This window comes from Saccharopolyspora tripterygii, assembly GCF_054778355.1.
Genome location: NZ_BAAGZP010000008.1, coordinates 728,777 through 742,377, shown reverse-complemented (window position 1 = coordinate 742,377; position 13,601 = coordinate 728,777). Strand labels below are relative to the sequence as shown.

The following is a 13,601-nucleotide window of genomic DNA, read 5'->3' as shown; positions in this document are numbered from 1 at the left end:
GCGTTACGCTTCCCGCCGCTACGCTCGCGACAGGGTTGAGGGGGCTGTCACATGAACCCGCACGATCCGCACGGCGATGCCGCTGCTCCGGACGCCGACACGATCCCGGCAGCGACGGAACTTGCCTCGGCAGCTCGTGAACTAGCTGGCGCTGTCCGCGCACTTGCCGAACATGCGCCGCATGACCCCGATGCATTGCTCACTGCGGAACAGCTCGGAGACCTCCTGCGGCTATCACCACGCACGTTGAAGGAGCAGGCGGCAGCCGGGCTCATCCCGCACCGCAGGTTCGGAAAGCACTACCGGTTCAGCCGCGAGGACGCCGCAGAAATCGTACGGCTCGCCAGGAAAATGCCCGTACCTCAGGGACATGGGAAAGGGAGCGGGTTTCGGGCGGCCTGACCCGGCACAGCCCCACACCAATGTCCACCCCGGCTCGTCTGCCGAGGTGGCTTCACAAGAGGGAAAGAGCAAGGAAGGAAGTGGTCATGGCCTACGGCCAACAAGACGACAGTGGAGGATGGCGCGCCCGGTTCAAGCGCCCTGACGGGACCTGGGGCAGCAAGTCCGGGTTTCCCTCCGAGAGAGCAGCCGAAAACTGGGGCAACGAGCAGGAAGCACTGATTCGCCGGCACATGTGGATCGACCCTCGCGATGGCGAGAAGCCGTTCGGCACGTTCGCACGCGAGTTTCTCGATGCCTTGGCACCGCGGCTGGAGCCCAGCACTCTCGCCAAGTACGAGTCCCATCTGGATTCGCAGCTGCTACCGCAGTGGTCCGCGTGGCCACTGATCGGGATCTTCAACAACTACGTGGAGATCGAGAAGTGGGTGTCGGAGCTCCACGATGACTACGCAGATTCGACCGTGGCGTCCGTTTTCGCAACGTTTTCCACGATGTTGAACGCAGCCGTCAGAGCTCGTTGCATGCCTGCCAACCCGTGCTCAGGGGTCCGAGTCACCTCCGGTGCCTATGAGTCAGATCGGCTGGTCGCGAACCCAGTCCAAGCTCTCCGCGCGGCTATGCGCCTGCACACCACCGCCGGGTTGTCGGGGGTCGTCCTTTGCCTCATGGACCTCTACACCGGGGCACGCTGGAGCGAGCTGGTCGGCCAGCAACGGCATGAGTACGACCGAGAAAACCGAGCGATCTGCATCCAGGAACCGCTCAAGGAGATCGGTGGGAACCTGTTCAAGGGGGGCCGCCGAGTCGGGCCAGGAGGTGCGCTCGAAGGCATCATCCCAGCATCGGCTTCACAGCGTCCGAAGCGACGAGGAAAAGCGGCGAAGAGGGGGCGAACGAAGAGCCCGGCCGGGACCCGGTGGGTACCGCTGCCGCCTGGCATTGCCACGGCGTACGAGACGCTGATGCATTCGCACGACAGCCCTTGGGTGTTCTGCACCCCGGACCGAGCGCCACTTCGCCGGTCGAACTTCCGGCAACGCTGTTGGCGTCCCGCGTGGGACGGGGTGCGGCCAGACGAGCCCCGACACAGTAGGCACGCCCCGGCGATCTTGTCCGATCTCAGCTTCCACGAAGGCCGGCACAGCCACAACACGTGGTTGACCGAGGACGGGGTGCCCGAGGTCGCTCGACGAGCCCGACTTGGGCAGAAGATGAAGGGCATTGCCCGGGTCTACGACCACGTCACTCCGGCGATGACCGAAGACCTACTTCAGTCCTTGGAGACGCGTTGGGTGAAATCCGTCGCCTCGTTGTCGGTCGCGGAACGCGCGCAACTCCTGCTGTGGATCCCGCGGCTTCGGGCCAGCCTGGCCACAGATGAAGACCTAATCGCCATTTCATCGCCATTCGCAAGCTAAAACGGCCCCGCCCCTTGGAGGAGCAAGGCCGCTGACCTGCATAAAGAATTGGTGCGCGATACTGGGATTGAACCAGTGACCTCTACCGTGTCAAGGTAGCGCTCTCCCACTGAGCTAATCGCGCTCGGCGAATCTCTCCGCCAGCGCTGAAGAGTTTAGCCCAGCGGACTTCCCCCGCTCGCACCCACCCCGTCTCGCCGGGGCGCGCCTCGCCACGTCCCAGTTTTAGGGGTCGTTGCAGAATCACCTTGCTTGGCGGTGCGGGTAGCGGAACCTCACACGCCGCCTGGACTCCGTGCGCCACTCCTGATGTATGCCAATACACGGCGTCGCGGCGTACTCGCCAGACGACGTGTGAGAACCCGCGGCGGTGCCAGCTGAGTCCCACACCTGAAACAGCGGCTCCGCCGCATTCTGAAACGACCCCTTAGTCCAAACCGAGCCATGATCATGTCCGAAATGTCGGCTCAGTTTGGACTAAAACTGGGAGTTGGTGAGGACCCGGAACGCAAAAACGCCGCTCCACCTCGGCGGTAGCGGCGCTTCGCGTCAAAGGAAGATCAGCGGTCGGCCATCTTCTTCTGCAGGTTCTCGTCCAGGCTCGCGAGGAACTCCTCGGTGGTCTGGTACGCCTGGTCATTGCCGACCAGGAGGGCCAGGTCCTTGGTCATCTTGCCGCTCTCGACGGTCTCGATGACGACCTGCTCCAGCGCGTTGGCGAAACCGACGACCTCCGGGGTCGAGTCCATCTTGCCGCGGGCCTGCAGGCCGCGCGTCCAGGCGTAGATCGACGCGATCGGGTTGGTCGAGGTGGGCTTGCCCTGCTGGTGCTGGCGGAAGTGGCGGGTGACCGTGCCGTGCGCGGCCTCGGCCTCCACCTTGCCGTCAGCGGTCATCAGGACCGAGGTCATCAGACCCAGCGAGCCGAAGCCCTGCGCCACGGTGTCCGACTGCACGTCACCGTCGTAGTTCTTGCAGGCCCAGACGTAGCCGCCCTCCCACTTCAGGGCGGTGGCGACCATGTCGTCGATCAGCCGGTGCTCGTAGGTGATGCCCTTGGCCTCGAAGGCGGCCTTGTACTCGTTCTCGAAGATCTCCTCGAACACGTCCTTGAACATGCCGTCGTAGGCCTTCAGGATCGTGTTCTTGGTCGACATGTAGACCGGGTAGCCGCGCTCCAAGCCGTACCGGAAGGACGCGTGCGCGAACTCCTCGATGGACTTGCGGTAGTTGTACATGGCCATGGCCACGCCACCGTCTTCACCGAACTTGGCCACCTCCATCTCGATCGGCTCGGAGCCGTCTTCAGGGGTGTAGGTGATGGTGACGGTGCCCGGGCCGGGGACCTTGAAGTCGCTGGCCTTGTACTGGTCGCCGTGGGCGTGACGGCCGATGACGATCGGCTTGGTCCACGTCGGCACGTACCGCGGGATGTTGGAGATGACGATCGGCTCGCGGAAGATGACGCCACCGAGGATGTTGCGGACGGTCCCGTTCGGGCTCCGCCACATCTTCTTCAGGCCGAACTCCTCCACGCGCGCCTCATCAGGCGTGATGGTGGCGCACTTGACGCCTACGCCGTGCTTCGCGATGGCGTTCGCGGCGTCGACGGTTACCTGGTCGTCGGTGGCATCTCGCTGTTCGATGCCGAGGTCGTAGTAATCGAGGTTGATGTCCAGGTAGGGGTGGATCAGCTTGTCCTTGATGAAGGACCAGATGATCCGGGTCATCTCGTCACCATCGAGTTCGGCGACGGTGCCCTGGACCTTGATCTTGCTCATGTGGCGGGGTGCTCCTCTCGCGAGAATGCAAGCGGTACAAGCGTACTGCTAGCGCCTTCGATTGTGCCTTGCCCCCGTCGCCCGCCACCAGGGTCACGGCACATCCGAAGCCAGATTCACAGGCAGCCACTCCCGGGGCAATGCGGAGCCGAGTCGTGATCTTCTTCTACTCTCGAACTCACATACGAGTGATCTTGTCGAGCAGTTCGTTCGGCGCGGCAGGCGATGCGGGAGAGACATGGCGACAGGACCGACGCACGCGATGAGCGGGTTGGCCGCCTGGGCTGCGGTGACAGCCCTGGCCGACACGCACGCGATAGGCCAATTATCCCCCAAGACCTGGGTGGTCGGGGCCACGCTCGCCGCAGGTGCCGCTCTGCTGCCCGACATCGATCACCCGTCGTCCACCGTCTCGGCCACCTTCGGCGCCATCTCCAAGGGCTTCTCCGCAGGTATCAGCGGGTTCAGCGGCTTCCTGTACCGGCTGACGCGGACCAAGAAGGACAGCGACCGCGAAGGGACCCACCGGGGGTTCACCCACACCGTCGTCTTCGCCGTCCTCGCCGGGCTGATCACCACCGCGATCGTGCAGACCAGCGAGGGCAGCGCACTGGGCGTGCTGATGTTCTTCTTCGCCGGCCTCGCGGTGCGCGGACTCCTGCACACCTGGAGCTCGCGGAAGGACGCGCTGCTGATCGCGGCCACGTCGCTGCTGCTCACGGTCGCCTGCTGGGCCTGGGCCGGTGACCAGCCGACCGATGCCGCCGCGTTCGGGCTGGCGGTGATGATCGGCTGCGTCGCCCACTTCATCGGCGACGCGATCACCGAGCAGGGCTGCCCGATGCTGTGGCCGGTGCCGCTGGGCGGCAAGACCTGGTTCCCCGTCGCACCGCCGAAGCTGCTGCGCATGCGCACCGGAGGCGCCGTCGAGCTGGTCATCATCGGTCCCGGCCTGACCCTCGTGGCGGCCGCGCTGACCTGCGTGGTCCTCTACCGCCTCGGCGCGGCCCCCTGGCTGACCGGTCTAGAGCTGCCGCCCGCGGTGATGGCCTGGATCGAGGCGAAGCCTTGAGCCACCCGGAGTAGGGTTTGGACCATTAGCACGCAAAACAAGACAAACGGCACAATCCCTCTGGTCTGACCGATAAGGTGCACCTGCAGCGCCACCTGGGCACTGCGCCTTGTCCCCGGAGGGAAGATGCGAGCTCGATTGCGTGTCGCGGCGGCCGTTCTGTCGCTGCCGCTGCTGGCGGGCCTCGCCGCGTGCGGCGAGATCCAGGAGGCCCAGCAGGGCCTGCAGAACGCCAACCAGCAACTCCAGGGCGCGCAGCAGAGCCTGGACTCCGCCCAGGCCTGCCTGCAGGCGATCAACGCGGCGAACTTCGTGCCGAACTTCGCCGACCCGCAGAAGGCCCAGGCGGACGCCCAGGCCAAGGTCACCGAGCTGCAGCAGCTGGCGAACAGCACCGCGGACCAGACGCTCAAGCAGAACCTGCTCGACGTGCAGGAGTCGGTGCAGCAGGTGGCCGACGGCAAGGTCGACATCGAAGCCAGCGCGGAGTGGACCTCGGCGCAGCTGGAGAAGTACCAGACCGTGACCACGACCTGCTCGCGCCTGGCCGGCTGATCCGCCCCGAGGTTCACCCGGTCCGCTGACGAGCCAAGTCCGCCGCAACTCCTTAGCCTGGTTCAAGCGGAGGTGATGGCTGATGAGAGCAGTCGTGGGCGACCAGCTGCACGTGCACAGCAAGCACGTGGACGAGGCCGAGAAGTACGCGGAGATCCTGGAGGTCCTCGGACCCGACGGCGAGCCGCCGTACAAGGTCCGCTACACCGACGGGCACGAGGGCCTGGTGTTCCCGGGCTCCGATTGCGTCGTCGAAACCCCCTCGCCTCGTCGAGGCGAGTAGGACGGGCCGGTCGCACCTGAAGCGACCGGCCTCAGTCCCAGGGGTCGGCCAGCGTCGAATCCACCTCGGCCCGGAACAGGGGTTCCGGGTCGACCCCCATCCCCTCGAAGTGACCGATCACCTCGAGGCTGACCGCGCCGTGCAGGCGCGACCAGGCGCGCACCGCCTTGCGCAACGCGGGCACCGGCAGCTGCGCGCCGCCGCGCCGCTCGCGCCAGGCCACCAGCTGCCGGTCCAGCGCGCCGCTCGGCTCCCCCTGCGGCGCGAGTTCGGCGAGGACCTCCAGGATCGGCCGGAACACCCGGTCGGCGAGCTCGAAGGTCTCCGCTGGCGCTTCGTAGCCCGGCACCGGGGTACCGAAGAGCAGCAGGAATCGCTGCGGCGCCTCGATCGCCCACCGCCGGAACCCCATCGCGATCTCGCGGAACCGGTTCTCCGGCGCCTTGCGGCGGTGCTCGTGCGCGATGGCCTCCAGCGCTTCGGCGAGGTCGCGGTAGCCGTCGGCCACCAGCTCGGTGAGCAGCGCGTCGCGGTTGGCGAAGTAGCGGTAGAGCGCCGGGCCGGTGACGCCCATCCGCTTGGCGATCGCGTTGACCGAGATCCCCGAGGGCCCTGATTCGGCGAGCTGCTCCATCGCGACCTGCTTGGCCTCGGTGCGCGTCTGCTCCCGGAACCGCTCGCGGGGACTGCGCGGCGCTGCTGACATGTTCCGCCTCCCTTGACACCAGCAGAGTAACAGGCTCATATTTGAGTTAGAGCTTCTAACGTTAGTTTCTAGTTGTCACGAAGGAGTCGTCATGTCAGGTACCGAGATCGTGCTCACCGGCCTCGGCGAGGTCACCGTCCGGCAGGCGCCGACGCCCGAGCCGGAGCCGCGAGGGGTCGTGGTCCGCACCGAGGCCACCGGGGTCGCGTTCGCGGAGGTGCAGATGCGGCTCGGCCGCTACCCGGCCCAGCCCGCGTTCCCGTTCGTCCCCGGCTACGACCTGGTCGGCGAGATCATCGCCACCGGCGCCGAGAGCTCCTGGCGCGTCGGGCAGCGGGTCGCCGCCATGCCGCGCACCGGCGCCTGGGCGGAGCACGTCGCCCTCCCCGACCGGGAACTCGTCGAGGTTCCCGCGGGCATCGACGCCGCGGAAGCGGTGGCGCTGGTGCTCAACGGTGTCACCGCGCGACAGCTCCTGCGCACCTCCGGAGTCCGAAGAGGACGAACGGTGCTGGTGCACGGGGTCGGCGGCGGAGTGGGGACGTTGCTCGCGCAGCTGGCCGTCGCAGACGGAATCCGAGTGCTGGGAACGGCTTCCGCGCACCGGCACGCCGATCTCTCCGACGTGGGAGCGGAGTTGATCGACCACCGCTCGGAAGACGTCGCGGCGAAGGTGACCGAACTCGCCCCGGACGGCGTGGACGCCGTCTTCGACCCGCTGGGACCGTCCAGCCTCCCGGCCTCCTGGCGACTCCTCGCCCCCGGCGGAACGCTGGTCAGCTACGGGAGTTCGGCGACCCTCAACGACTCAGGAGCGTGGTGGCGGCCCTATCTCGGGATCACCCGCCTGCTCGTCGGGTGGGAGATCGGCCGGCTGCTCGGCAGGACCGGCGGTCGCCGGGCGCGGCTGTACTACGTGCGTCCGGGCGAGCAGTTCCGCACCGACCTGGCCGAGCTGCTCCGGGCCGTCGCCAGTGGACGGTTGCGCCCGCTGATCGCCGAACGCCTGCCGCTGGAGAACGCCGAACAAGCGCTGGACCTGCACCTGTCCGGCAAGAAGACCGGCCGCATCGTCCTGCGACCCGGGTCGGGGAGCGCGTGAAGCCCGAAATGTTAGCTGGTTTGCACCATCCCGGGCTCCCGCCGGAGGCCCCGCGTCCTTAAGGTGGTTCAAACGGGAATCGCTAGGAGGCTGTGGAGTGTTGCAAGACGACCGGGACGCGGGGGCACCGGCCGATCTTCCTGCGGTTTTCGGCATCGGTTCAGGGCTTTCCACGGAGCTGCCACCCGGCGAGATCCTCACCGAGCGGATGTCGATGGCCGCCTACCCGACGCCGCTGTGCTGGATCAGCACCGACGCACCAGGACCGCAACTGGCCGCCGCTCTGCGCGCCGAGCACCGGCGCAGCGGCTTGTGGCCGCTCCTGCTGATCGACAGCGACGAGACCTTCGGCGAGCGCTGCACCGTCGGCGTGACCGCGCCCGAACCGCTCGAACACGTCGACCGCTGGCGCGTCTACGACGTCATGGTGCGGATCTGGGACGGGTTGGTGCAGGCCGACGACGAGCTCGGGCCGGCCTACGACCTGGACGTGCTGGCGCCCTTCGACTACTCCTGCCCCGGCCCGGCCCCGGCGGGCAACCTGCTGGCCGACCCGGACGTGCTGGCCAACCAGCAACTCCCGAAGATGGTCAACGCCGACACCCGGCTCGCGCTGGTGCCGGTCAAGCGCGGCGCGGACGTGCTCACGGTCCTCGGCTGGTCCGGGGCCGCCAACCACGTCTCGCGCACCGCCGGGCTCTCGGCGATGGTGCGCAGCTGGGAGGAGCGCTTCGGCGCCCGCATCCTCCGGCTCGGCCCGGACCGCCTGGACATGAGCGTCGCCGCCCCGCCGCAGACCGCCGAGCACGCGGCCGGAGTGGCCGCCGAGCACTGGACCTTCTGCCCCGACCGGATCCTGCAGGAGACCGGATCGATCTCGGCCTACGCCGCCGAGATCCGCGGTCGCCGCACGTGGTCCTTCTGGTGGGACTGACCTGTAGGACGCTTCCGGGGGTGGGGGAAGTTCTCATGAAAACCTCCCCCACGTCACCGTCAGCCGAAGAGGCCTCGGATGGTCATCGCGATCGAGATGATGACCACGCCGAAACCGCTGTAGAGCAGGATGTCCACCACGCGGCTGCGGATGGCCAGCAGGCCCGCGCGGTCGTCCGGGATCATCGCGCGCAGACCGGCCGCGACCAGCAGCGCCAGGCCGAGCACGACCGCGCCGCGACGCCAGTGCTGCAGGGCCACCAGCAGGAATCCGATCAGCCCGATGCCGCACACCAGGCCGAACGGCACGTGGATGGACAGGCGTGACCTGTCCGGGATCCAGTCGCTCACGTTCCTCCAGTCCCGGGGCCGGGCTCAGCCCAGGTTGCGCTCAGCCCAGGTTACGTTCGGCCGCCTCGACCACGTTGGTCAGCAGCATCGCCCGCGTCATCGGGCCCACGCCACCGGGGTTCGGCGACCGGAAACCGGCGACCTCCGAGACGTCCGGGTGCACGTCACCGGCCAGCCCGTCGTCGGTGCGGGTGACGCCCACGTCGAGCACCGCCGCGCCCGGCTTGACCATGTCCGCGGTGATCAGGTTCGGCACGCCCGCGGCGGCGACCACCACGTCCGCGCGCGAGATCTCCGAAGCCAGGTCCTTGGTGCCGGTGTGGCACAGGGTCACCGTGGAGTTCTCGCTGCGGCGGGTCAGCAGCAGGCCGATCGGGCGGCCGACGGTGATGCCGCGGCCGACGACCGCGACGCGCGCGCCGTTGAGCTCGACGTCGTGGCGGCGCAGCAGCTCGATGATGCCGCGCGGGGTGCACGGCAGCGGGGCCTCCTCGCCCAGCACCAGGCGGCCGAGGCTGATCGGGTGCAGGCCGTCGGCGTCCTTGGCGGGAGCCATCCGCTCCAGCAGCGGGCCTGCGTCGAGGTGCTTGGGCAGCGGCAGCTGCACGATGTAGCCGGTGCACTCGGGATCGGCGTTGAGCTCGTCGATCACCGCCTCCACGTCAGCCTGGCTGACATCGGCGGGCAGGTCCTTGCGAATCGACTTGATGCCGACCTTCGCGCAGTCGTTGTGCTTGGCGCGCACGTAAGACTGCGAACCGGGGTCGTCTCCGACCAGCACCGTTGCCAGACCCGGGGCCTTGCCCTGCTCGGCGAGCCGGGCGACGCGGGGTCGCAGCTCGTCGAAGATCGCGTCCTTGGTCGCCTTGCCGTCGAGAATCGTCGCGCTCACAGCTGCTCATCGTGGCAGATCGTCCGCCGCTCGACCTCGCCGGTCCGCAGTTGCCTCCACCACTTCTGCCGCCGGCGGCAACGTCCCGACCCGCCTCAGGTGCAGCAGCACCACGCCGAAGGCGGTCACCGACAGCGCGGCGCAGGTCGCTCCCGCGGCCGCCGGCCCGCCGAGGTCGAGCATCGAACCGGCCAGCGGACCCGCCATCGCAACACCCGCCGTGCCCGCGGTGGACACCCAGCCGAACGCCTCGCCCCGCCGCTCCGGCGGAGCCAGGTCCGCCGTCCTGCCGTTGGCGGCGGCCAGCAGAGGCGCGATCGCCGTCCCGCCGAGCGCCAGGACGGCCCCGATCGCCCACGGCGATCCGGCCGACACCGGTGGCAGCACGGGGACCAGCGCGCACAGGCCGAGCGCGCAGAGACCGGAGCGAACCCACAGGCGGGACCGGGGGAATCCGCCCATCACCAGGCCTCCTGCCAGCGAACCCAGGGCCCAGACCATCGCCATCACCCCGGCCAGTCCCGGTTCGCCCCGCTCCCGCGCCCAACCGACGAGCACCAGGTCCATCGAGACCAGCGCACCGACGCTCAAGCTGAAGAAGCACAGCATCGACGCGAACCCGCGCACCCGAACCACCCCGCCCGACGACCCCGGGCCGCCGGAGCCCAGGCCCCCGCGGATCCCCGCGCGCCACAGCGCCGTCGCGAACAGGCCCGGCCCGATCAGCGCCCAGACCCCCAGGACCACCAGCGCCGCCGAGGGGTTCCAGGCGGCCACGACGAACGTGGCCAGCATCGGTGCCACGACGTAGAGGAGTTCCTGCAGCGTGGCCTCGACCGCGTAAGCCGCCTCGCGAGCCTCGCCGTGGGCGATCCGCGGCCACATCGACCGCGCCACCTGCCCCAGCGGCGGCGACGCGAGCCCCGTGGCCAGCGCCGCGAACAGCATCAGCCACCAGCGCGTCCCGTCGACCCAGTGCGCGATCGCGATCATCGCCGCGAACCCCGCCGCCTGGACGAAACCGCTCAGCACCAGCACTTTCGCCACCGAGGTGCGGTCGGCCGCGCGCCCGCGCACGGGCCCGGCGATCGCCTGACCGATGGTCATCGCGGTGCACACCGCACCGCCGATCGCGTACGAGCCGGTCCACTCGGCGATCAGGAACGTCAGCACCATCACCTGCGCCGGGATGTAGAGGCGCGCGAGCAGACCGGAGCACATCAGTGACGGAGCGTGTGGGACGGCGGCCAGGAGCCGGTAGGGGCGCAGCACGTGATAACTGTGTCGTTCGGCACTGACGTACCGCTACTGGTTTTCCAGGCCCCTCATTGATCCAATACACCTGGTGGTGTGATGTTCATAGGCGGTTTCAGCAGGCAAGCTCTGGGGCGAGATCATCGACCTCACCCGGGGTGATCTTGAAAACCGCCACAAGACGATCACCGGCGGCGCGGATGTCACACACAGCGCACAACGCCGGGCCCGCGTCGAGTAGCGTTTCGACGGGGTGGAGTCGGGTTGCCTCGTCGAGAGGGGGAGGATGTCACCCATGTCGCGTCCGACAGCGATCAGTCCAGAAGAGCAGGAGCAGATCGCCCGCAAGATCGGTGTTCTGCTCTTACAAGGCGCTCCTGAGGACTGGCAGGAGATCACGGTGGAGTACCGCGCCACCGGCGAATACACCGACCTGCTGGGTGAGCTCACCGCGCAGGACGGCAGTTCACGCTCGCTCGAGCCGCCGACAGAGCTGCGCGAGATCTTCGAGCGCCTGCGCGAGGGCATGTACCGCCCCGACGTGGGCACCTGGTTGAGCGCGCTCTACGTGGTCGAGCGCCCGTCCAGTTACCGAATCGATATCAACTTCGACACAGAGCCTCAGTGGCAGCGCCCGCTGCCCCGAGCGGCCTACGTCGACGAGCTTCGCCGCTACCCGAGGTCCGAGGACAACATCCCGGACTGGATGCAGGAACGGGTCGACGGCACCTCCAGCCCGCAGGCCGAGGAGGCACCCGTGGTGCCGGACACGGTCGCGGGTCTCGAGGCGGAAGCCGACTTCTCCTCCGAGACCATCGGCTCCGGTCGCTTCCGGATCACCAGCGTCTTCGACGACGTCGACGACGAAGGCCGCCCGGTCGTGTCCGACCGGCGCCCGGTGCCCGCCGACGAGGTCGGCGCGCTGCGGCAGTACCTGGAGAACGCTCCGGTCGTGCTGGCCTCGCGGGAGAACGAGGAAGACCACTTCGACCCTGAGCGCACCCAGTCCGTCCCGGGTACCTGGCACACCGACGGGACCTGGTTGTGGCCGGGTTCGGTGGCCTACTACCTGGCCCAGTACGGCATGCCGCCGGAGACCGCCCTGGTCGAGCACGTCCGCAGCCGTCGCTTCACGGTCGGCGACGTCGACGACGCGACCCGCGAGGCGGCCGTCAGCGAACTGGTCGACCAGCCCGACGACCTCTCCGCCGGCGAGCCCGAGCCGGAGTCCAACGGTGCCGTGCTCGCCACTGGTGCCGGCGCCGGTGTCGCTGCGGGTGCCGCCGCAGCCGGGATCGGCGCGGTCGGTTCTTCTTCGGACGAACCGGAGGACGACGACCTCTACGAGCCGTTCGAGGACGAGACCGCTTCTGCGGCCTCGGGTTCCCGGCACGTGCTCGACGAGGAGGACGACGCGCCCGACGCGCAGGAAGTGCTGGCCCACCTGCACGACCGGCTGACCGACTTCCAGGTCGACAGCGATTCCTACCGGCTGGGCAGCCGCAGCGCGGACGCCCACTGCCTGGTGCAGGACGGCGAGGACTGGGTCGTCACCGGTGCCGAGGACGTGCGGTTCGCCCGCGTCGACCACGCTGCCGCGTACCTGCTCGGCCAGCTGCTGATGGAGCGTCCGGCGGAATCGGCTCCGGCCGCCGCCGCTGCACCGATCGCACCGGAGGTCCCGGATCTGCCGCAGCGCGGCGAACCGGAAGCCGGTCTCCCGCAACGCGGTCAGCAGGAACCGGTCGACCTCCCGCAGCGCACGCCGGAGCCCGCCGCCGACCTCCCGCAGCGCACGCCGGAGCCCGCCGCCGAGCTCCCGCAGCGCACGCCGGAATCGGCCGAGCTCCCGCAGCGTGGTCAGCAGGAACCCGCTGACCTCCCGCAGCGCACCCCGGAACCCGCCGCCGAGCTGCCCAAGCGCAGCCCGGAACCGTCGTCGGAGCTGCCGCAGCGCACGCCCCTGTCGTCGGAACTGCCCCAGCGCGCCGCGCGCGAGCCGGAGCAGTCCGGGCCGAGCACGGGTGGCAACCCGCTGTTCACGGCGAACCAGGAATCCGCACCGGCCGCTCAGGAGCCTGCACCGCAGACCCCGCCGTCGCCGCCCGCCGAGGAGCCGACCCGGTTCCAGCCGGCGCCGTCGATGGAGCGTCCGCCGCAGGCTCCCCAGGCTCCGCCGTCCCCGCCCGCGGGAACTCCGGCGCAGCCGCAGGCCGGTGGGGCTCCGGGCTCGAACCCGCTGCCCAAGCGCCAGCCGCGACGGGACAGCAACGCCCCGGTTCCCCCGGCCGCCGGTCCCGCGCAGGGGCCGGCCGGGGGTGCTGAGCGCCGTCCCGGTCCGGGTGGGCCCGGCATGGCCGGTCCGCAGCGGCAGGGTCCGCCGCCCGGGCCGCCGCGTCCTCAGCAGGGGCAGCCCCCGCAGGGACAGCCGCAGGGTGCGCCGAACGGCCAGCCGGCCAACGGTCAGGCCCCGCAGGGTCAGCAGATCCAGCCGCTCAACGGCGAGCCGCCGCTGACGCTGTACCGGGACCGCCGGATCGTCATGCTGCAGCCGGGCACCGAGCTGGACCGCTTCGGTGAGCCCAACGGCAACGTGATGTACACCGTGCGCACCCCGTACACGCACCGCTCGCTGCCGCCGCAGTGGTCCAACCGGGCTTACGCGGCGTACCGGGTGCAGCGCCCGATCCAGGCGCTGCGGGGAACCGCCGTCGCGTGGTTCGAGCAGCCCGGTGGCGGCACGGCGTTCGTGCTCCCCGCGGCGGTCAGCGATCTCCTCGCCGACGGCACGCTCGCGGAGATGCCGTCGAACGAGCGCCCGCCCATGGAGTGAGAAACCACGCGAGAGG

The 13,601-nt window shown here is 69.2% G+C and carries 13 protein-coding genes and 1 tRNA gene; 8 read left to right on the top strand and 6 right to left on the bottom strand.

Going from position 1 to position 13,601, the window contains the following annotated elements; all coding sequences use genetic code 11:
• The first annotated feature begins 51 nt into the window (after nucleotides 1-51).
• Both ACYVF3_RS09070 and ACYVF3_RS09065 read left to right on the top strand, forming a co-directional pair.
• Nucleotides 52-402, top strand: a complete 351-nt coding sequence (locus ACYVF3_RS09070; protein ID WP_461153713.1) for a helix-turn-helix domain-containing protein — start codon at nucleotides 52-54, stop codon at nucleotides 400-402.
• Between the two features lie 86 nt (nucleotides 403-488).
• Nucleotides 489-1,823: a tyrosine-type recombinase/integrase gene (locus tag ACYVF3_RS09065; RefSeq protein WP_461153712.1), complete on the top strand. Its 1,335-nt coding sequence runs from the start codon at nucleotides 489-491 to the stop codon at nucleotides 1,821-1,823.
• Nucleotides 1,824-1,872: 49 nt separating this feature from the next.
• On the opposite strand, the gene ACYVF3_RS09060 is transcribed toward ACYVF3_RS09065, so the two are convergent.
• Nucleotides 1,873-1,947, bottom strand: a tRNA-Val gene (locus ACYVF3_RS09060).
• Between the two features lie 436 nt (nucleotides 1,948-2,383).
• On the bottom strand, nucleotides 2,384-3,604 hold the full coding sequence (locus ACYVF3_RS09055; protein WP_461153711.1) for an NADP-dependent isocitrate dehydrogenase: 1,221 nt from the start codon (nucleotides 3,602-3,604) through the stop codon (nucleotides 2,384-2,386).
• Between the two features lie 238 nt (nucleotides 3,605-3,842).
• Here ACYVF3_RS09055 and ACYVF3_RS09050 point away from each other — a divergent pair, with 238 nt between their 5' ends.
• The 3 genes from ACYVF3_RS09050 (at nucleotide 3,843) to ACYVF3_RS09040 (ending at nucleotide 5,514) form a co-directional block, all read left to right on the top strand.
• Nucleotides 3,843-4,676: a metal-dependent hydrolase gene (locus ACYVF3_RS09050; protein ID WP_461153710.1), complete on the top strand. Its 834-nt coding sequence runs from the start codon at nucleotides 3,843-3,845 to the stop codon at nucleotides 4,674-4,676.
• Nucleotides 4,677-4,802: 126 nt separating this feature from the next.
• On the top strand, nucleotides 4,803-5,231 hold the full coding sequence (locus tag ACYVF3_RS09045) for a hypothetical protein (protein ID WP_461153709.1): 429 nt from the start codon (nucleotides 4,803-4,805) through the stop codon (nucleotides 5,229-5,231).
• Nucleotides 5,232-5,313: 82 nt separating this feature from the next.
• Complete coding sequence (locus ACYVF3_RS09040) at nucleotides 5,314-5,514, top strand: DUF1918 domain-containing protein (RefSeq protein ID WP_461153708.1); 201 nt, start codon at nucleotides 5,314-5,316, stop codon at nucleotides 5,512-5,514.
• A gap of 31 nt (nucleotides 5,515-5,545) precedes the next feature.
• Here ACYVF3_RS09040 and ACYVF3_RS09035 read toward each other — a convergent pair whose 3' ends face one another.
• A complete protein-coding gene (locus ACYVF3_RS09035; RefSeq protein WP_461153707.1) occupies nucleotides 5,546-6,220 on the bottom strand; it encodes a TetR/AcrR family transcriptional regulator in 675 nt (224 codons plus the stop codon).
• Nucleotides 6,221-6,311: 91 nt separating this feature from the next.
• Here ACYVF3_RS09035 and ACYVF3_RS09030 point away from each other — a divergent pair, with 91 nt between their 5' ends.
• Nucleotides 6,312-7,322, top strand: coding sequence for a zinc-binding dehydrogenase (locus ACYVF3_RS09030; protein ID WP_461153706.1), 1,011 nt, complete (start codon nucleotides 6,312-6,314; stop codon nucleotides 7,320-7,322).
• A gap of 97 nt (nucleotides 7,323-7,419) precedes the next feature.
• A complete protein-coding gene (locus tag ACYVF3_RS09025; protein WP_461153705.1) occupies nucleotides 7,420-8,256 on the top strand; it encodes a DUF4253 domain-containing protein in 837 nt (278 codons plus the stop codon).
• A gap of 59 nt (nucleotides 8,257-8,315) precedes the next feature.
• Here the strand turns inward: ACYVF3_RS09025 and ACYVF3_RS09020 are convergent, their stop codons facing one another.
• The 3 genes from ACYVF3_RS09020 to ACYVF3_RS09010 are packed head-to-tail and all read right to left on the bottom strand — an operon-like array spanning nucleotide 8,316 to nucleotide 10,770.
• Entirely contained in the window at nucleotides 8,316-8,606 is a 291-nt protein-coding gene (locus ACYVF3_RS09020) for a DUF3017 domain-containing protein (protein WP_461153704.1), read from the bottom strand.
• A 40-nt stretch (nucleotides 8,607-8,646) separates the two neighbouring features.
• Nucleotides 8,647-9,498, bottom strand: a complete 852-nt coding sequence (locus ACYVF3_RS09015) for a bifunctional methylenetetrahydrofolate dehydrogenase/methenyltetrahydrofolate cyclohydrolase (protein ID WP_461153703.1) — start codon at nucleotides 9,496-9,498, stop codon at nucleotides 8,647-8,649.
• A 6-nt stretch (nucleotides 9,499-9,504) separates the two neighbouring features.
• Complete coding sequence (locus ACYVF3_RS09010) at nucleotides 9,505-10,770, bottom strand: MFS transporter (protein ID WP_461153702.1); 1,266 nt, start codon at nucleotides 10,768-10,770, stop codon at nucleotides 9,505-9,507.
• A gap of 277 nt (nucleotides 10,771-11,047) precedes the next feature.
• Here ACYVF3_RS09010 and ACYVF3_RS09005 point away from each other — a divergent pair, with 277 nt between their 5' ends.
• On the top strand, nucleotides 11,048-13,585 hold the full coding sequence (locus tag ACYVF3_RS09005; protein ID WP_461153701.1) for a glycohydrolase toxin TNT-related protein: 2,538 nt from the start codon (nucleotides 11,048-11,050) through the stop codon (nucleotides 13,583-13,585).
• Nucleotides 13,586-13,601: the final 16 nt, after the last annotated feature.

What these genes read in the sequence shown, in the direction of transcription:
- ACYVF3_RS09055 (WP_461153711.1), bottom strand. Translation starts at nt 3,604, where the DNA reads ATGAGCAAGATCAAGGTCCAGGGCACCGTCGCCGAACTCGATGGTGAC.
- ACYVF3_RS09050 (WP_461153710.1), top strand. Translation starts at nt 3,843, where the DNA reads ATGGCGACAGGACCGACGCACGCGATGAGCGGGTTGGCCGCCTGGGCT.
- ACYVF3_RS09005 (WP_461153701.1), top strand. Translation starts at nt 11,048, where the DNA reads ATGTCGCGTCCGACAGCGATCAGTCCAGAAGAGCAGGAGCAGATCGCC.
- ACYVF3_RS09045 (WP_461153709.1), top strand. Translation starts at nt 4,803, where the DNA reads ATGCGAGCTCGATTGCGTGTCGCGGCGGCCGTTCTGTCGCTGCCGCTG.
- ACYVF3_RS09040 (WP_461153708.1), top strand. Translation starts at nt 5,314, where the DNA reads ATGAGAGCAGTCGTGGGCGACCAGCTGCACGTGCACAGCAAGCACGTG.
- ACYVF3_RS09035 (WP_461153707.1), bottom strand. Translation starts at nt 6,220, where the DNA reads ATGTCAGCAGCGCCGCGCAGTCCCCGCGAGCGGTTCCGGGAGCAGACG.
- ACYVF3_RS09065 (WP_461153712.1), top strand. Translation starts at nt 489, where the DNA reads ATGGCCTACGGCCAACAAGACGACAGTGGAGGATGGCGCGCCCGGTTC.
- ACYVF3_RS09070 (WP_461153713.1), top strand. Translation starts at nt 52, where the DNA reads ATGAACCCGCACGATCCGCACGGCGATGCCGCTGCTCCGGACGCCGAC.
- ACYVF3_RS09030 (WP_461153706.1), top strand. Translation starts at nt 6,312, where the DNA reads ATGTCAGGTACCGAGATCGTGCTCACCGGCCTCGGCGAGGTCACCGTC.